The sequence below is a fragment of the Clostridium sp. AN503 genome (genome assembly GCF_040719375.1).
Classification (GTDB): domain Bacteria; phylum Bacillota; class Clostridia; order Lachnospirales; family Lachnospiraceae; genus Brotaphodocola.
The window spans coordinates 1297850-1317304 of the sequence record NZ_JBFDTP010000002.1 but is presented as its reverse complement, the minus strand read 5'-3'; the positions used below and the strand labels follow the sequence as shown (position 1 = coordinate 1317304).

Here is a 19455-nt window from a genome sequence, read left to right as displayed (position 1 = left end):
TTACACAATGCATTTTCTCTTTACCCGAATCTAATGGCAGAAATCTGTCCCTACTCCCCAAAATCAGGAATCGGCCGGATCCGAAGCATCCGTTCCCTGGATCTGGTCAGGGCTTCCACGTCCCCATTGCAAATTCCATTGATCACTTCGTAATGCTCATCTACGCGTCTGCCGCTCTTCTTCTCCAGTTCAATTTCTTTACTGACCCTGCTTTTCAGAAGATCCCGTATATGCCGTACGATCACTTTTTTTGTCATGAGATAAATATCCACATATAGATCATTGTGGCTCATCCGAATCACCTGATGGTGAAACTCAAAATCCGCTTCTGCCATCTCATCCAGTGCCGTCTCGCTCTCCGGGTCTTCCTTCACGCGGCTGCGCTTTTCCTCATACACCTTCAGACGGCGCTTCAACTCCTCCTGTTCTTCCACGGTGGAGCTGGCGGCCGCGATTCTCATGGCTTCGCCCTCCAACAGATTCCGAAGCTCCCTCACATCATTCAGGCGCTTTTCATCCAGATAGATGTCCGCAATCTCATCCATGTAAGGCGCCATGGAAAACTCCCTGACATAGGTCCCTTCACCTACCCTGGTCTCCAAAAGTCCCAGCGTATTGAGCTTTTGCAGCGCCATACGCACACTCAACCGGTTTACGCCAAATGTATCCGCCAGCTCTCCTTCCGAGGGAAGCTTATCCCCCGGCTCCCATGTATGATTCAGAAGCTTCTCCTTCAGGGCCTCGCTGACCTGATCCACAACCGACACCTTTTTTATCTTCATATGTTACCTCTCTGTACATTCACCCAATATATGGACTAATCATCTGATCGCTAATTGCAAGCATATTCTTATTATATTCGACAAAATGGAATATTACAAGGTCTAAAACTGCTTAACAAACTCGCTGCCATTTTTCTGGATCAATATACCAGTTCAGCCTTTTCCTGCGCATCCGCAGTTCTTCATCTTTTCCATGACAAAAGCCTTCACACGGGCTTTCCCTGCCGCTCCATATTTTTTCGGATCGATGGTGTCGGGATCTGTTTTCAGCACTTCCTTCACTCCATCGCTGTATGCGATCCGCAGCTCCGTAGCGTAGTTTACCTTACATATCCCACGACGGATGGCCTCCTGTACCGCCTCGTCCGGGACGCCGGACGCTCCGTGCAGTACCAGCGGGACATCCACCACCTCGCGGATCTGGGAAAGCCGCTCCTGATCCAGTTTCGGTTTCCCCCTGTAGATCCCATGAGCGGTACCGATCGCTATCGCAAGCGAGGATACCCCTGTACGCTCCACAAATTCACGCGCTTCCAGAGGGTCCGTCAATCCATTCCCCTCCCCGCCATCCAGATCATCCTCTTTGCCGCCCACTTTACCAAGCTCCGCTTCTACCGGGATACCGGATGGAGAACAGGCATCCACAACCGCTTTGGTAACAGCGATATTTTCCTCAAAGCTCTCATGGGAGCCGTCTATCATAATCGATGTGTAGCCCTCCCTGAGTGCCTGCATCGCCAGGCCAAAGCTGGAGCCATGATCCTGATGCATCGCAATCGGTACGCTGGCCCGCGTCTGAGCCGCCTTAACATTAGCAAGAAAATAATCCAGTCCTGCGTATTTCACGGTAGAGGGCGTCGTCTGCATGATGACCGGCGCCTTCAGTTCCTCCGCCGCCTCAGCGACTGCCATAACCATCTCCATGTTCTCCACGTTAAAGGCACAGACTGCATAATGGCCGTCCTGAGCCCTTCTCAACATCCCACCAGTTGTAACTAAAGGCATACGTTTATTCTCCTTTCATAATGACCATCGGCAATCTCTATAAGCATACTTACAAACAGCTTTATTCTGCCTGTCTTAACACCTGCACAAGCTCTGCTTTGGTCCTGCATTTCTTGACCGCTTCCACAAATTCCGGATGCATCAGTCGTTTTGACAGTTCGGAAAGGATCCTTAAGTGCAGATCTCCGTCACCATCGCCCGCCGCGATCATAAAGATCAGGTTTACCGGCTCTCCGTCCAGCGCCTCATAGTCAAACCCACTCTTTGAAACGCCGACCGCAACCATAGGTTTCTTTACCGCTGAGGTCCTTGCGTGGGGAATCGCGATCCCCATACCGATGCCTGTGGTCGACTGATGCTCCCGGTTCCAGATCTCCTCCTGGTAAGCCTTCGGATCACGCAGGGCTCCTGCGTCTGCTAACAGCCCTGCCATCTCCCTGATCACTTCCTCCTTATTCTTGCCGTGCAGATCAAGAGTCACAGCATCCTCGAAAAATAACGTATTATTTTCTACCGGCTTCGCTGTCTCCTGCTTTACCTGCTCCGGCTGCTTCACTTTTGGAGTAACCAGTACATAAAGAAATGCGCCAACCGCGGAACCGGCTAAAATACAGACCACCCATCCCAGAGGATTATTGACCAGGCCCAGGATCAGAAAACCGCCGTGAGGGGCCGGGACCGTGATCCCCATCATGTAAGTCAGCACCGCAGAGATGGAGGAACCAGCCATCAGGACCGGGATCACCTTCAAAGGATTTTTAGCTGCAAAGGGGATCGCGCCTTCTGTGATATGGGTACATCCCAGTACATAGTTTACCAGGCCTGCGGTCCTGTCATCCGGAGTAAAACGGTTCTTGCAGAAGGTTGCCGCAAGCGCAATGACAAGCGGAGGGGTGATACATGCGGCAGACACGCCTGCCATAAAGTAATAGTTGCCCTGTGCCAGAAGCATGGTTCCCGTCACGTATGCAGCCTTGTTGACCGGACCGCCCATATCAAACGCAGACATACAGCCTACCACGATCCCAAGAACGACAGGACTGGTGTTCTGCAGACCTGCAAGGAAATCCATCATCGCCTGGTTAAGCGCTGAACATGGCCCTCCGATCAGCACCATGGCGATCCCCACAATACCCACCGTCACGATCGGTACCACAAAGATGGATTTGAGTCCCTCCAGCTGTCTCGGCATCCCCTTTAAAAGCTTAACAAAGCCTTCCACCACATAACCGGCCAGGAAGCCTGCCAGGATACCGCCGATAAAACCAGAGCCTGTCTCCGATGCGATCATACCGCCTACCAGGCCTGCCAGCATACCCGGTCTGCCGGAAATAGACTGGGCAATAAATGCTGCCAGCACCGGAACCATCAGTCCCATGGAATATCCGCCTACGGATTTGAGTGTGGCAGCGATCACGTTATACTGATCCGATGCAGGGTCTGCCGAAAAGATCCCCCACAAGAAAGAGATCGCCACCAGCACACCGCCTGCCACCACCAGAGGAAGCATGTGGGAAACGCCGTTCATCAGGTGCTTGTATATGGTATGGCCCAGGGAACCGTGCTCTTTCACCACGCCGCTGTCCACAGACGATCCTTTTTGGTAACCTGCATTCCTGCTCTGATACACAGGGACCTTTCCGTCCAGGCACCTCTGGATCAGTTCCTTCGCCTTGTTGATCCCGTCCGATACCGGCACTTCGATCACCGGCTTGCCGTGAAAACGGTCCATATCCACGTTCTTGTCACAGGCCACGATGATCGCGTCCGCCTGCCGGATATCCTCTTCTGTCAGCGCATTCTCCACGCCGATCGCTCCGTTTGTCTCAACCTTCATCCCGCAGCCCAACTCTGCTGCCGCCTGTTTTAATGCTTCCTCCGCCATAAACGTGTGGGCGATGCCTGTAGGACATCCTGTAACCGCCAATAATTTTTTCATTTATCTCACCCTCCTGACACAAACCTTTTCCATGTACGCTTCTACCTTCTCAAGATCCCCGATCCCGTTGCTCTCCGCCACGTTTGCTCCCGTTGCGGCGCAGCGCTTTAAAGCCGTCTCAACATCCTCCGGCCTCTCAAGCCAGATGCTCAAAAATGCTGCCAGCGCCGAATCCCCTGCGCAGGCAGAGCTCAGCAGACGGACGGGACATGCCGATACATAATAAACCGCCTTCCCATCAGAGAAATAAGCCCCCCGCTCCCCCAGGGTCAGCAGGATATTCTCCGCTCCCTTCTCGTGTAAAAACTCCAGGGCATCCAGGATATCCGCCTCATCCCTCATGACGATCCCAAAAATATCCGCTATCTCCTCATCGTTTGGTTTGATCAGGTACGGCCTGTATTCCAAAAGCTCCCTCAGTTTCTTTGAGCTTACATCCAGGATCACCCTGGTCTCCTTTTCCCGGCAGAGGGTCAGGATCTCCTCATAATACTCCGGCTCGATGCCCGGAGGCAGGCTTCCGCTGATGGACAGGTAGTCCATATCCCGGGCGCCTTTCAGTATTGCCAGCATTTCCTCCTGTTTTTCCCGGCTGACAAAGGAACCCGCGTTCACGAATTTGTACTCCGAGGTCCCGTCGTTTAGGAAAATATTGATGCGGGTCTGTTCCTCCACCCAGACCGGATGGATCTCAAATCCCCGCGCCTTCGTTTCCTTCACAATGTAGTCCCCGGAAAATCCTCCGAAAAAGCCAAGCACCGCAGATGGTATGCCAAAATGCTGCAGTACATAGCTGACATTGAGCCCCTTTCCATTGGGGGTGTACACCGTGCCAAAAGTCCTGTTCACGACCTGGGGCCGCAGCCCGTCTGTCATGATATTCATGTCGATGGCAGGGTTTGTGGTCAACGTGTAGATCATAGTGCCGTCCTCCTTTTTATTTTATCTCCTCTTGATGTTTTTACTATACCAGAGAACGGCGTGAAAATCTTTTCATGTTCTGAAAACGGTTTTCCCCTGCTCCTCCACCAGATAATCGATGATGATCCTCGCCATCATGTGGAGGGACACGCGGGATGCCACCTCATATTCGGTGATCGCGTCATGCCGGTGCTTGAATCCGATCAGGTTGACATTGGATACCTGGATCAGCTCGGAATTCTCATTGCAGCAGCAGGTCACTACTTTTGCTTTCCTGTGGTTGGCATTCTGGGCCGACTCGATCAGCTCCCTCGTACCGCCGTTTAGAGAAAAGATGACAAGCGCCTCATCCGCCCGCATGGTCTCTGACTTCTTCCGCATAATGTTGGGATCGCTGAAAAATACCGCGTTAAAATCCAAAAGTTGCAGCTTCAGGGTGAATTCCTGCGCCACATACTCCGTCAGCCCTCTCGCCAGCACGAAAACCCTGCTTGCCCCTTTGATGACAGAGATAAACTCCAGAACAGAGGCCAGAGATATCTGCTCCAACACCCTCTGGGCTTCGATCAGGGATTTGTTTAAGATCTCCCCCATATTCTGTATGTCCTTGTCGGCGCCTTTTTCCGTCAGACGGTACCGCAGTTCATTGAAGCCGTTGATCCCGCATTTCCGGATGGCGCGTGACACAGTGGACGGGGACGTGTAGGTATCAAAGGCGATATCCACGATAGACAGCTGTGCCAGCCGCTTTTCATTTTCATTGATAAATACTACGATCTCCCTCTCTGTCTTTGATAATCCTTCCAAGATCTCCTGGTTCAGCTCGATCAGCATCCTGCCTTCCTCCTTAAATCAAATTATAATCTATATCCATTGTAATATAAAATCGGGCGGAATCCAAATGAATTCCGCCCGGACTGTTATCTGTCTGCCACCGCCAGACACGGTTCTATTCCAGAAACTTTTTCAACGCCTCACCATCCATGGGCCGTGCATAATAGTATCCCTGGATAAACTGCACCCCGGAGGCCGCTATGGCCTTCTGCTCCTCCAGAGTCTCCACCCCTTCCGCCACAACAGTCAGTCCGTTGATGGAGGCCATGTCCACAATAGACTTTAACAGCGCATATTGCTTGGGGCTGGTCAGGATCTGCTGGGTCAGGGAACGGTCGATCTTGATGATATCCACCGGCAGGTTGGAGAGATAGTTGAGGCTGCTGTAACCCACGCCGAAATCATCAAGCGCAATATGAATCCCCGCCTTCCTTAAGTTTTCCAAAGCTTCTGCCGCCCGGTCCATGGACTGGATCAGGACACTCTCCGTGATCTCCAGGGTGATCCTCCGGGGTTCTACTCCAGAGTTCCTGATCAGACGCAGTATATGTTCTGTGCTGTTACCTACCAGAAGCTGCTGCACGGAAATATTGATCCCTACCCTCGTGATCCCCAGACGGTCTGCGTGTTTCTGCATAAATTCACATGCCTGGACGATCACATAATCCCCCAGGGATTCCACAATACCATTGCGCTCGGCCAGGGATACCACCTGACCTGCTGAAAAATATCCGCCGTTCCCATCAGGCAGGCGCACAAGGGCCTCCGCCACACGGTACATGCCGCTTTCCAGATGCATGATGGGCTGATACCATACTTCCAGCGTGGACTGGCAGATGGAATCCTTTAACCGGCCCAGGATATCCGCTTCCGTCCGGATCATCCCATCCAGATCTCCATTGTATATGATGACCTCTTGATCTGACTCTTTTGAAAATCTCAGAGCTGACTGGATATGATCCAGCAGCTCCCCGGGAGTCTCTCCGTATTCCGGATAAGTGCACGCCGCAATCCTGATCTGGAGGGGCAGAGACAGATTCCCGATATCAACAGGCTCCTCAAACAAGGTTAAAAGCCTTTCGGCAAAAAAGTGAGCGCTCTCCGCAGAAAGAGATATGCCCAGGAATACATCGCCATTGATCCGGTAGAGATAGGATCCAAATGGACGCGACAGCCGGCGAACAACCTCTTTCAATATCTCATCTCCGATGCTGGTGCTGAACAGCTCATTGTACTGGCTGAATGAACAGATATCCACGCAATACAAACTAAATCTCCTTTTTTTGTCATAGGAGATCAGCATATTGGTGTCACGCAGGAATTTCAGCCGGTTCCCCACGCTAAAGGCCGGATCGGAATAGGCAAGCTGCTCCACCTGTTTGCGGTACCGGCTGAACGCCTTGGACAGCTCCATCATCTCTAAATCCGTGTACTCGTCAAATACCACCTCGCTGTTCCCCTCCATAAGCTGCCGGCATTTCTCCGTAAGCATCCGGATCGGGGATTCCTCAGCCACGCGGATATAATAGGCATGGATCAGGTCGGCAACCGCCTTCTCCGCCCTGCTGCCTTCCCCCTTAAAATCCTCCGGGCGGCAGCAGGCATACTGGTAGCGTGCTATCAAAAAGCTCTTTTCCCCGTTGATGCGCACCTTTAAAAGAAGCTCTAAGGACAGGCCCTTTGCAAAATGATCCCTCTGCTCCTCCCCCATCTCCTCCTGAATTGCGATAATATAGCTGCCCGCATCCAGACTGCCGGCAAGAAAAGCGCTGTGAATATATTCATCAAGACGCGATGGTATACTCCGCAGGAAAGCCTCCTCCTCCTGCGGTCCGATCAAACGGGCCGCCTGCGCATAACCCTCAAGGGAAAAATAAAACAGTGTAACCGGGCTGCTTCCGTCCAAAAGCCATCCATCCAGCGCAGCGGTAAACCCCTTTCGGTTATAAAGCCCCGTAGCCCTGTCCGTATATTCGGCCTTCTTAAGTTTCTGTATTTGGCTCATATTCCTGCACAAAAGATAAGCCAGCATCAGCAGGACTGCTGCCGTCATAGAGCACAAAAGAACCAGGCCCAGTATCTGCTCTGTATTGATCCATCCGTTCACCGGCTGGATACTTAAAGTCCACTGGGTCGGCAAATAAAAAACCGTTTTCTGTGCCCCGGAGAAATCCACGCCCGGGCGGGAAGCAGCAACAACCTCCTTATTCCCGTTCTGAGGCTCCACCCTCCAGAGTTCGTAATCATACCCCTGCGCATACAGGTCTTCAAGCCTGAGCTGCCCCAGCACATAGTCCCGGTCCAGTGCTACTGCCACCTGGCCGAGATAAGCCCCCTGCTCTACAACCGGCTGTAAAAACAGGAATACCTCCTGGTCTCCTTTCGCACTGTCCAGCACGATCGGGCCTTCCACCACCAGATCTTTAACGACTTTTGCCATCGTATATATGTATGAAAAATCCTTCAGCTCCCGCCCCACCAGATCTCCAAAACGGTCCCTGGGCATGGCGTTTGCCATCACATCCCCTTCAAACAGGCTGACCATACGGACCTCCGGACGATCCAGCAGATGGGCTGCCGCACGCTCAAACCAGCCGCTCGTATCCGACTGCCCCGATTCCAGTACATAGGCTGTCTGTGCCAGTGCTTCCGCCTCATTCATAGATCCCGTCATCTGCAGCAGGATTTTTTGACTATAATAGAACAGGATATTCTCTGCTTCCCGATGGCGGTTTCTGATAAAAGAACCGCGCAGTCCAACCCCCAATGCGATCGTCAGCGATACGATCAGCAATGCTGCAATCAAACACTTATACTTCTGTCTGATAAATCTGCTCATATGGTCCTCAATTCTGGTGGATATGGTAATATCCTTTTCCATTTTGTTTTACATAGTAAAGAGCCTCGTCCGCATCGGCGATCGCCTGCTCCAGCTCATCCCCCGGACGACAGACAGACACGCCAATACTGCATCGGACCGGAATGCTCTGCCCTCCAGACTGTACACTGTTCTGAAAACGGAGCACCAGTTCATCCAGAACATTCTTCAGCTCTTCCTTATCGTCCAGGCTGGTCAGCAGCATAACGAATTCATCTCCGCCGTAACGCCCCACCACGCCGTCATATTTTTTCTCGTATTCCCGCAGTGTATACCCTATGCTCTTGAGCGCGATATCTCCGCCCGCATGGCCGCAGCTGTCGTTGATCTGTTTCAGATTATCCATATCAACGAAGCAAAGAGCCTGCAGCTGCTGCGGATCTGCTTTTTTCAACAGAGACGACGCCTGGTTTAAGAACACCGAACGGGTGACTACACCCGTAAGGCTGTCGGACAGTCCGTTGCTTGTAAGGCGCAGAACCTCCTCAAAATCCACATTCTCCGGCTTTTCATCCTGATAGATCCTCTTCTCCAGTTCCTCCACCGAATGGACAAGCATATCCACCACTTCCATCTCTCTCCTGATATAGCGGCGCACAACATGCAGAAGGCCGAGATAGAGCAGCACGGTCAGCCCCGACACCAGGACAAGCGTCGAAACCAGCTCGCCGAAAAATGTCCAGAAATCCACTGTACATATAATATCCCAGTTTGTATTTTCTACTCTCTGAAAAGTGGAATAGCAAAGGCTTCCGTCCCTCACACTCCAGAAGTGTCCAGAACGGGCCGCCAGCATCTCTTCCTCCAACCTGTCCGGGGTAGTGGAAAACAGCACTCTTTCACGCAGCACATCCATGACGGAATCCCCATAGGGTAGACCAGCCGTGGAGGACATGACCTGCCCACGGCTCCCGATCAGAGTCAGTTCTGAACTGCCGGCATCAGCAGACTGTCCCAGGATCTCAGACACCTCATCAAAATAGATAGCGCAGAACAGACATCCTGTGATCCTTCCCTGCTCATCCACCAGGGGCACTGCCACCGTATAATTCAGCGTGGAGCCGTCCGCTCCCGCTGCAAAACTGTCTGTCACCTGTCTCTGTCCTGTAGAAAACAGCCGCTGCATATAATCCCGGCTGGCCAGGCTGGCCGGCTCCGAGCCGTCAGAATAGACTACAATATCGGAATCCACATAGCAGATCATCATATATCCAAAATATGGACTCATCCGATCCAGTTTTTTGACTTTATCAATGGGCGGAAGCTCTGGATCGTAAAATTCCGGAAGGCTGGCCAGGGACTCCAGCAGATTGACCGCTCCGTCTACTTTCTGGAATATCCTGGCATGACTTGCCGCCAGAGACGCTTCTGCGTCTGCTTTCATCCGTTTTACAGACAGGATACCACCTCCCAGAAAAACAATGACCAGAACCAGAGCACAGAATACCGCACCGCAGCGTGTGATAGGTGTAAATGATATCTCCCATTTTACACCTTTATTTTTCTTTCTGTTTCTTTTCATAATAACCTTTTCCCTTCCGGTAATTCAATATCTCTGCCCACCTGATCCTTCAGTCACCTTCGGCACGTCCCTCCCTCAAAGCTGCATTGCAGGTATCGTCGATGGCTGCGGCCGCTTCCTGCGGTGTTTTTTCCCCGAGCAGCAAATCCTGTATCTGAAGGTAAAAGACATTTCTGACTCCCTGCCAGTTTAAATTGTTCTGGATATTATCCACAGTATGGGACGTATTTTCACCGTAGGCCTTCATCAGCCATATATCATCCTGATACTGCTTAATGACTGAATCATTGACCGGTATCGTGCCGAGGGCATACTTCATCAATTCTTCATCCGTGTAAATATAGGCCAGAAAATCCTTTGCCGCCTGGATCTTTTTTTCGTCCCCATTATCAAAAATACAAAACCCGTTGGAAGATGCAGTGCAGTAACCGTCTCCGGACATGCTGGGGAAATTAGCCGGAAATACGTCGATCCCACGGTTTCTCGCATCCCACATATTGGTCAGGTTGCCGACACAGATCGCAAGCTGCCGGTTATAAAACAGATTGATACAGTCTAACAGTTCCAGATTCTCTGCTCCCCGCGGCGTAACCCCCTTCCGGTCCATCTCCTTGATCCATGTAAGGGCCCGGATGCCCTCTGGAGTGTTCACAGCAAAATCCCCCAACTCATCATAAAGCGTACCGCCATATGCCCGCAGCAAAGTCATAATATGGCTGTCGCCCTGATAATTTTCTGCATACATCATGAATGCAAAGGTATTCTCATCCGTAAGAGACTCCGTCAGCTTTTCACAGATCAGATTAAATTCCTCCGTAGTCCAGCATGCAACCGTATCGTCTGTGGGTATATAATCTTCCAGGCCTGCCGCCTCCATCATCTCCCTGTTCACTATCAAGGTATTCTGAAGCTGGTGGAATGGCATCGTATAGACCTTGCCGTCGACAGAATTCTGGTTCCAGATCGAGATATCGATATCCTTGCGGAGCTTTTCATCAATGATATCATCCAGCGGGACCATCCATCCCCGTTTCACATACAGAGGAACATTATAAGAGCCGGAGAAAAACACGTCAGCCGCCTCCGGTGTTCCATGCTTGTCGGCCAGCTGTTTCTGCTCGTCCATATAGTCATACCGGCTGAGTACAAACTCGACCTCATACTTATCATACTGCGCCTGGAAACGCTCCGCAGCAGCAGCCATCAGATCATAGACTTCCGCTTCCCCCACTCCCGGTATATCTCCCAGTCCTATGGGAGCCATCTTCACGATCAGCGTCACCTTCTCCGGCTGCTCCTCTTTCTTCGCCCGGCAGCCGGCCAGCGATACGCACAAGAAAGCTGCAACAACGGCCCACAACAGGCGCTTTTTCTTCACGTCGGTCCCTCCCCACTTCTTACCTGCTCTATCTTTTCGATCAGCAGCTTAATATCCAGCGGCTTTGTCGCCACATCATCCATACCGGCTGACAATGCTTTTTCTATATCTTCACGAAATGCGTTCGCCGTCATGGCAATGATCGGAACAGTCCGCGCGTCATTCCTTTCCATAGCCCGGATGCGCCGGGTAGCCTCGTATCCGTCAAGCACCGGCATCTGGATATCCATCAGGATCAGATCAAAAAAGTCAGGCGGACTCTGCGCAAAGACATCCAGGGCTTCCTGTCCGTTTTCCGCCTCCGTCAGTCTGCAGCCCTGCTCCTCCAGAATAGAAACAACGATCATCCGGTTGATCTCATTATCTTCCGCCACCAGGATACGCTTTGCCTTAAGCGGGTGCCGGTCCTCCCTGATCTCCTGTGCAGGACGTTCTTTGGGCAGCTCCGTGAGCCTGAAAGGAATCGAGAAGGTAAACACAGTCCCCTTGTCCTGCTGGCTTTCTACGGAAATGGATCCTCCCATCTTTTCAACCAGGGTCTTGCTTAGTGTTGTTCCAAGTCCGGTTCCGTTCTGTGAGGCAACCCGCCTTTCCTGCTCAAAGGGCTGCCAGATCCTCGACAGGAACTCCTGGTCCATACCACATCCGGTATCCTTCACCTGAAATACCGTATTAACTGTATCACCCGATATCTCCTGTCTTACGGACAAGGTGATCTTCCCTCCCTCGGGCGTGAACTTCACGGCATTGCCCAGCAGATTAGTCAGGACCTGTTTGATCCGCAGTGCATCTCCCCACATGCGGGGAGCCGGCAGTTCCTCACACTCAATATCAAACTGAAGATTTTTCTGCACAGTCTGGCTCTCCAAAAGGATCTTCACTTCACTGATCAGGGTATTTAAATCCGTCTCATTTTTGTAGATCTCCAGCTGTCCGCTCTCAATCTTGGACATATCCAGAACATCCGTGATCACGTTCTTCAAATAAGAAGCGGATATCTCCGCTTTCTGCAAGTACTCCTCCAGTTTCTTTTTGTCGTCCAGGTTCTGCCTCATCAGATACTGAAGGCCGACGATACCGTTGAGCGGTGTCCGGATCTCGTGGCTCATATTTGCCAGGAAAGCCGACTTCGCCTGTTCTGAAGCACGGGCGATCTTCACGGAGTCCATGCTGTGGTATATAAAATATGTAATCGTAAGCAGCAAGATTCCAAGCATAAAAAAGAACGGAAGGGAACGAGTGATCAGTGTTTTCACCTGTTCTTCCGTGACCTTAGCTGAAACACAGACCACCAGATACCAGTCATTCCCGCTGTGATGATCCAGAGATTGAAACAAGGCATAATAAGCGTCGCCGTTCAGACTGTATTCAATAAACAGCGTCTCGCCGCTCTGCACCGCCTGACGGCAGGCCTCTAAAGAGCTGCCATTCTTAAACTGTGCAGCTTCTAAGGGGGACAAAAAATTATTATCCGATGTAAGGTACTGCTGACTGGCCGTGATAATATCACCGGACTTCTGCATGACAACAGCAAATCCGCGCCCGTCAAAGCTCTCCATCCGCATCTGGTCCGCGATCTCCGAGATTGGCACAAGGCCAACTGCACCACTTATCTTTTTCTCTTCGCATTGGACCGGAACCTGGAGCCGTACTCCATAGACCAAAAACTCGCCCCACCGTTCACGTGTGACTTCATCATACCTGGTCACAAAATTGCTGCCGGCATTCCGGAAGTCCTCCGCCCATGGCATCTTCTCAAGGGAGGTTTTTAAATAAGAACTGCTGTATACATCTTCATCCTCAGTGATCAGATAAAGCGTATCAAAGGTCGTCATATTGGATTCAACGCCCAGGTTGTAGACCACATCCTCGATCTGGCTGTCTCTTGTTGCTTCGATGCGTTTAAGGATCGTCTTAAGATACTCCCACTTGCTGTCCATCTGATTGATTATATTCAGGTGGTCATGATCCGCGATCTGTTCCATAAATGAGAGCGTCGTGGAGTAAACTGCCTGTCCGATACTGCGGTAAAACAGCCAGTAACCGCCGCTCATGACCGCAAAGGATATCAATAGGATCAGTGCCCACTGCCACCAGTGCCGCACGCTTTTCCAAACCGCTTTGCGCATTTTACGTCTCCTTCTCCCATAACCTGCAAACACATAATCTGTTAACCAATTATAGCATTTCCATATCTTTAATGCAATAAAAACGCATCAAAAAAGGAAGTCCCTCTGAGGAACCTCCTTTGCGTTTTACTATGATTAAGCCACTTTGGACTTTGCCAGTTCAGCCAGCTTTGCAAAGCCTTCTGCGTCGTTGATCGCCATGTCGGACAGGACCTTGCGGTTCATCTCAACACCAGCCAGCTTTAAGCCGTACATGAACTTGGAATAGGACAGGCCGTTGATCCTTGCTGCTGCGTTGATACGTGCGATCCACAGCTGACGGAACTGTCTCTTTCTCTCTTTGCGGCCTGCATAAGAGCTGGTCAGCGCTCTCATAACGGACTGCTTTGCTACTCTATACTGTTTGGAACGTGCGCCTCTGTAGCCTTTTGCCATCTTCAGCACTCTGTTGTGTTTCTTTCTCGCGTTCATACCGCCTTTAATTCTTGCCATCGGTTTTTTCCTCCTTCTTACACGAATCAGTCTATTACAGATATGGTAAAATCTTCTTCATTACTTTAGCGTTGGTGCCGTCCGTAACGATATCTTTTCTAAGATTTCTCTTTCTCTTGGTAGACTTCTTAGTTAAGATGTGAGACTTGTATGCTTTATTTCTTACCAGCTTACCGGTACCGGTCTTTTTGAAACGTTTTGCAGCTGCTCTGCTTGTTTTTAATTTAGGCATATTGTTCTTCCTCCTTAATCAATCTTACGTTTACTTTTTAGCAGTTAAAAACATAACCATGCTTCTTCCTTCTACCTTGGAAGGCTTGTCGATGGTTGCAATGTCCTTTAAGCTCTCGGCAAAATCATCCAGGATATATCTGGACTTGGACATATGTGCCATCTCACGACCACGGAAACGTAAGGTAACTTTGACTTTATCGCCCTTTTCAAGGAACTTCCGTGCCGCACCCATCTTGGTGTTCAAGTCATTGGTGTCGATGTTCGGGGATAACCGCACTTCCTTTACCTCGATTACCTTCTGTTTTTTCTTAGCTTCTTTTTCTTTTCTTGCCAGTTCGTAACGATACTTGCCGTAATCGATGATCTTACAAACCGGTGGCTTTGCCGTCGGCGCAATCTTTACTAAGTCAAGCTCTGCCTCCCGCGCCATCTTGAGCGCGTCTATGAGTGGCAGGATTCCCAGCTGCTCCCCGTTCTCACCAATCAATCGAACTTCTTTGTCACGAATCTGTTCGTTAATCATTAAATCGCTAATTGTCGTGCACCTCCTAATAGAATTCTGCATGTTTTGTTTCACTGCTTTTGAAAAACCGTCAACGCCGGTCTTTCCTTACGCCGGAGCGTAAAAAAAGTAGATAGAATATTCTATCCACCCTCTAAGTATCAAGTATCACATAGGACGTCGCCGCCGCTTATCCGTGTTTCTTAACTATGAACCAGGGTCACTTGCTCGTGCCGAGGTGAGGTGGATACCTACTTTCCTGTTGTTGTTTTCACAACTTTATTTACTATACTATCTTCCTTTGGAAATGTCAAGGACTTTTTTTACTTCATCAGCAATTTCCCCGTTTTTTATGTAACCGGGGAAACAGCCATGACCATTCCCCGGCACTGCCATGCCTACCGTGCCTTAAATGTCGCGCACTCCGTGTGCTCTGCTTTGCTTGCCCCGTCTCCTGCGATTCCAATGTGCTCTGCTACACAGTGACGGTTCTCGTTGTAAATGCATTTTACTGCCTCACAATCGATCTCCAGACGGCTCTCCGGGGTCTTAAATACGTTTTTGAAAAAGCCTTCGCGGTTTTCATCGAAGCTTCCGCAGCAGGTTTCACATTTTTCCTTAGCTTCATGTCCGTCCACGATGATCGCCTGCTTGCAGCAGCAGTGATCGGAGTTGTGGAGACAGTTTGTTACGCTGCACTCTAATTTGGTCATAATAAATGCATACCTCCTTGATTTGTAGAATGTTGATATCATCCAATATCAAGGTTAGTATGCATTTATCTGAAAGAATTTATCCCTGGTTCACTTCCATTTTCCGGATTTCTTTTTTCGCTATCTCTTCTTTTATTTCATAAACAAATGCATCCAGGGCTTTCTGTCCTTCATCGCCTTTAAAGCGGCTGCGGACCGCCACAACGCCGTCCTCCTCCTCTTTCTGGCCGACCACCAGCATATAAGGGATCTTGCTCTTCTGCGCTTCGCGGATCTTGTAGCCGATCTTCTCGGAACGGGTATCCAGTTCTGCGCGGATGCCTGCGTCATCCAGCTCTTTTTTTACCTTGCCTGCATAATCTAAGTATTTGTCGGAGATCGGCAGGACTTTCACCTGCACCGGAGCCAGCCAGGTCGGGAATGCGCCTGCAAAATGCTCGATCAGGATACCGATAAACCGCTCAATGGAGCCAAAAGCAACCCGGTGGATCATGATCGGGCGGTGCTTCTCCCCGTCTGCGCCGATATATTCCAGCTCAAAACGCTGGGGAAGCTGGAAATCCAGCTGGATCGTCCCGCACTGCCAGGTCCTTCCAATGGCGTCCACCAGATGGAAATCAATCTTCGGCCCGTAGAATGCGCCGTCGCCCTCGTTGACCACATAGTCAAGCCCCAGCTCATCCAGCGCACTGCGCAGGCCGTCGGTAGCCATCTCCCAGTCCTCGTCGCTGCCCATGCTGTCCTCCGGCCTGGTGGAAAGCTCTACATGGTATTCGAATCCAAACAGCTTGTAAACGCTGTCGATCAGCCGTGCCACTCCCTTGATCTCGTCCTTGATCTGATCCGGAGTCATGAAAATGTGGGCATCGTCCTGGGTAAAGCAGCGCACACGCATCAGGCCGTGAAGCTGGCCGGATTTCTCGTGGCGGTGCACCAGCCCAAGCTCGCCCATGCGCAGCGGCAGATCCCGGTAGGAACGAGGCTCAGAGGCATAAGCCAGAACGCCGCCCGGGCAGTTCATCGGCTTGATGGCGTAGTCCTGCTCATCGATGACCGTGGTATACATATTATCCTTATAATGATCCCAGTGGCCGGAGGTCTCCCACAGACTGCGGTTTAAGATCACCGGAGTGGATATCTCCACATAGCCTGCCTTTTTGTGGATCTCACGCCAGTAATCCAGAAGCGTATTTTTGAGCACCATACCTTTCGGCAGGAAAAACGGGAATCCCGGTCCAGCCTCATGCATCATGAAAAGTCCCAGCTCTCTGCCCAACTTCCTGTGGTCGCGCTTCTTCGCCTCCTCCATCATGGTCAGATAAGCTTCCAGCTCTTCCTTCTTTGCAAATGCCGTAGCATAGATGCGGGTCAGCATCTTGTTGTGCTCATCGCCTCTCCAGTATGCACCTGCGATACTAAGCAGCTTATATGCCTTTCCTATATCTTTTGTATTCATCAGATGGGGGCCGGCGCAAAGGTCGGTAAACTCTCCCTGCCTGTAGAAGCTGATCTCCTCGCCCTCCGGCAGATCCTCGATGAGCTCTACTTTATAGAGCTCATCCTTTTCGCTCATAAATGCGATCGCCTCTGCCCTCGGCAGGGTAAACCGCTCGATCGGCAGAGCCTCCTTGACGATCTTTTTCATCTCCCCTTCGATCTTCTCTAAATCCTCCGCTGTGATCGGGGTCTCAAAATCCATATCGTAATAAAATCCGTCTGCAATGGACGGGCCGATCGCCAGCTTTGCCCCCGGATACAGACGTTTGATCGCCTGGGCCATCACATGGCTGGCAGAATGGCGCAGAGCGGCAAGGCCTTTTTCATCCCGGGCTGTCAGGATATTGAGCGCACAGTCCTGATCCAGCACCGTTCTCAAGTCCACGGCCTCTCCGTTCACTTCGCCTGCGCACGCCATGCGCGCAAGACCTTCGCTTAGATCCTTCGCCACATCCAGTACTGACACTGGCGCAGCGTATTCCTTTATACTGCCATCTTTTAACGTAATCTTCATTCTATGATCTCCTCTATTTCTGCTCCGGCTGTACTTCTACTTTCCTGATCTCTTTCGTCCTGATCTCTTTGCAGACCGTATCGATAAACTCATCCAGCGGCTTCGCGCCTTCATCCCCGAGGAACCTGCTGCGGACGGACACCGTCCCGTCCTCTTCTTCCTTCTGGCCGACTACCAGCATGTAGGGAATCTTCTCCATACGGGTCTCACGGATCTTATAGCCGATCTTCTCCGACCGGCGGTCCACCGTGCAGAGTATGCCGTTCGCCTTGAGCTGCTCCTCCACTTTCCCTGCATAGTCCAGATATTTGTCAGAGATCGGAAGTACTCTCACCTGCTCCGGGCACAGCCAAGTCGGGAAGGCTCCCTCGTATTTTTCAATCAGCCATGCCAGGGTCCTCTCGTAGCAGCCCATGGAAGTCCTGTGCAGGATGTACGGACGCTTCTTCTCACCATCCTTATCGATATAGGTCATATCGAAACGCTCTGCCAGGAACATATCGATCTGGATCGTGATCATGGTGTCTTCCTTGCCATACACATTTTTCGCCTGGATATCCAGCTTCGGGCCATAGAAAGCGGCCTCGCCCTTCTCCTCGGTATACTCGATCCCGATGTCGTCCAGGATCGTGCGCATCATATTTTCAACCTGATCCCAAAGCTCCGGCGTTCCCAAGTATTTGTCCGGATTCTCCGGGTCCCATTTGGACATGCGGAAGGTGATATCATCCTGCAGTCCCAGGGTGGTCAGGCAGTATTTTGCCAGATCCACACAGCCCTTGAACTCCTCCTCCAGCTGATCCGGGCGGATCACCAGATGTCCCTCGGAGATGGTAAACTGACGGACGCGGGTCAGGCCGTGCATCTCGCCGGAATCCTCATTCCGGAACAGAGTGGAGGTCTCCCCATAACGGCAGGGCAGGTCGCGGTAGGATTTCTGGCTCGCCTTGTACACATAGTACTGGAACGGACAGGTCATGGGGCGCAGTGCAAATACTTCCTCGTTCTTTTCCTCATCTCCCAGCACGAACATCCCTTCCTTGTAATGGCCCCAGTGGTCGGAGATCTTGTACAGATCCGATTTGGCCATCAGAGGCGTTTTGGTCCTCATGTAACCGCGTTTTTCTTCCTCGTCCTCGATCCAGCGCTGCATGGTCTGGATGATCTTTGCTCCCTTTGGCATAAGGAGCGGCAGGCCCTGGCCGATCACGTCCACTGTGGTGAACAGCTCCAGCTCACGTCCCAGCTTATTGTGGTCACGCTTTTTTACATTTTCCAGATAGGTCAGATATTCTTCCAGCTCCTCTTTCTTTGCAAAGGCCGTACCGTATACACGGGTCAGCATCTGATTCTTCTCGCTGCCCCTCCAGTACGCGCCTGAGGAAGAGATCAGCTTGAACGCCTTGATCGGTTTTGTACTCATCAGATGGGGGCCTGCACACAGATCCGTGAACTCACCCTGGCTGTAGAAGGAGATCGTCTCCCCTTCCGGCAGGTCTTTGATCAGCTCCACCTTGTACGGCTCGCCCTTTTCCTCCATATACCGGATCGCCTCATCCCGCTCCAGAGTGAAACGCTCGATCTTTTCCCCCTTCTTGATGATCTTCTTCATCTCAGCCTCGATCTTATCAAGATCCTCGCGGCTTAAGGACGGCATATCAAAATCATAGTAGAACCCGGTGTCAATGGACGGACCGATCGCCAGCTTTGCCTCCGGGTATAAGTTCTTCACCGCTTCCGCCAGCACGTGGCTGCAGGTATGGCGGTAGGCCGCCAGCCCCGCCTTATCTCTCGTTGTCAGGATGTTCACCTCGCAGTCCTGGTCCACCACAGTCCGCAGATCCACCACATTGCCGTCAACCTCCCCGGCACATGCCATGCGCGCCAGCCCCTCGCTTAGATCCGCTGCAATATCGATCACTGTCATCGCGGCTGCATACTCTTTCACACTTCCATCTTTTAAGGTAATCTTCATCTCTCATTCTCCTTCTGAATTTATACTGTTGAATCAAAAAAGCCCCTTACCATGTATCACAAATCAACTGATACATAGTAAGGGACGATACACGTTCTGTCGTGTCTGTCGCGGTTCCACCCTGCTTGCTACCGGCTGCA

15 protein-coding genes are annotated in these 19455 nt (G+C 51.3%); all 15 read right to left on the bottom strand.

Translation table 11 applies throughout. From position 1 onward, the window contains the following. Positions 1 to 50: 50 nt before the first annotated feature. Entirely contained in the window at positions 51 to 782 is a 732-nt protein-coding gene (locus AB1I67_RS13335; RefSeq protein ID WP_367030359.1) for a GntR family transcriptional regulator, read from the bottom strand. Between the two features lie 153 nt (positions 783 to 935). Beyond that, positions 936 to 1787: a tagatose-bisphosphate aldolase subunit GatY gene (gene gatY, locus AB1I67_RS13330; protein ID WP_367030358.1), complete on the bottom strand. Its 852-nt coding sequence runs from the start codon at positions 1785 to 1787 to the stop codon at positions 936 to 938. A gap of 61 nt (positions 1788 to 1848) precedes the next feature. Then, positions 1849 to 3726 (bottom strand): fructose-specific PTS transporter subunit EIIC, encoded by a 1878-nt coding sequence (locus tag AB1I67_RS13325; protein WP_367030357.1) that lies wholly within the window; start codon positions 3724 to 3726, stop codon positions 1849 to 1851. Beyond that, positions 3727 to 4647, bottom strand: a complete 921-nt coding sequence (locus AB1I67_RS13320) for a 1-phosphofructokinase family hexose kinase (RefSeq protein ID WP_367030356.1) — start codon at positions 4645 to 4647, stop codon at positions 3727 to 3729. A gap of 72 nt (positions 4648 to 4719) precedes the next feature. Beyond that, positions 4720 to 5481 carry a MurR/RpiR family transcriptional regulator gene (locus AB1I67_RS13315; protein ID WP_367030355.1) on the bottom strand — a complete coding sequence of 254 codons (762 nt, stop codon included), beginning with the start codon at positions 5479 to 5481 and terminating at the stop codon, positions 4720 to 4722. A 115-nt stretch (positions 5482 to 5596) separates the two neighbouring features. Next, positions 5597 to 8320: a bifunctional diguanylate cyclase/phosphodiesterase gene (locus AB1I67_RS13310; protein WP_367030354.1), complete on the bottom strand. Its 2724-nt coding sequence runs from the start codon at positions 8318 to 8320 to the stop codon at positions 5597 to 5599. Between the two features lie 7 nt (positions 8321 to 8327). Further along, positions 8328 to 9881, bottom strand: coding sequence for a sensor domain-containing diguanylate cyclase (locus AB1I67_RS13305; RefSeq protein WP_367030353.1), 1554 nt, complete (start codon positions 9879 to 9881; stop codon positions 8328 to 8330). A gap of 49 nt (positions 9882 to 9930) precedes the next feature. Further along, positions 9931 to 11259 (bottom strand): extracellular solute-binding protein, encoded by a 1329-nt coding sequence (locus AB1I67_RS13300; RefSeq protein WP_367030352.1) that lies wholly within the window; start codon positions 11257 to 11259, stop codon positions 9931 to 9933. Then, positions 11256 to 13388 (bottom strand): ATP-binding protein, encoded by a 2133-nt coding sequence (locus AB1I67_RS13295; protein ID WP_367030351.1) that lies wholly within the window; start codon positions 13386 to 13388, stop codon positions 11256 to 11258. Before AB1I67_RS13295 ends, AB1I67_RS13300 begins: the two co-directional genes overlap by 4 nt. A 135-nt stretch (positions 13389 to 13523) precedes the next feature. Then, positions 13524 to 13880, bottom strand: a complete 357-nt coding sequence (gene rplT / locus AB1I67_RS13290; RefSeq protein WP_367030350.1) for a 50S ribosomal protein L20 — start codon at positions 13878 to 13880, stop codon at positions 13524 to 13526. Between the two features lie 34 nt (positions 13881 to 13914). After that, a complete protein-coding gene (rpmI, locus tag AB1I67_RS13285) occupies positions 13915 to 14112 on the bottom strand; it encodes a 50S ribosomal protein L35 (RefSeq protein ID WP_367030349.1) in 198 nt (65 codons plus the stop codon). Positions 14113 to 14142: 30 nt separating this feature from the next. Beyond that, positions 14143 to 14637, bottom strand: coding sequence for a translation initiation factor IF-3 (gene infC / locus AB1I67_RS13280; protein WP_367030348.1), 495 nt, complete (start codon positions 14635 to 14637; stop codon positions 14143 to 14145). Positions 14638 to 15014: 377 nt separating this feature from the next. Continuing rightward, positions 15015 to 15329, bottom strand: coding sequence for a DUF1540 domain-containing protein (locus tag AB1I67_RS13275; RefSeq protein ID WP_367030347.1), 315 nt, complete (start codon positions 15327 to 15329; stop codon positions 15015 to 15017). A gap of 79 nt (positions 15330 to 15408) precedes the next feature. Next, on the bottom strand, positions 15409 to 17340 hold the full coding sequence (gene thrS / locus AB1I67_RS13270) for a threonine--tRNA ligase (RefSeq protein WP_367030346.1): 1932 nt from the start codon (positions 17338 to 17340) through the stop codon (positions 15409 to 15411). A gap of 13 nt (positions 17341 to 17353) precedes the next feature. Then, a complete protein-coding gene (thrS, locus tag AB1I67_RS13265; protein ID WP_367030345.1) occupies positions 17354 to 19315 on the bottom strand; it encodes a threonine--tRNA ligase in 1962 nt (653 codons plus the stop codon). Positions 19316 to 19455 lie beyond the last annotated feature (140 nt).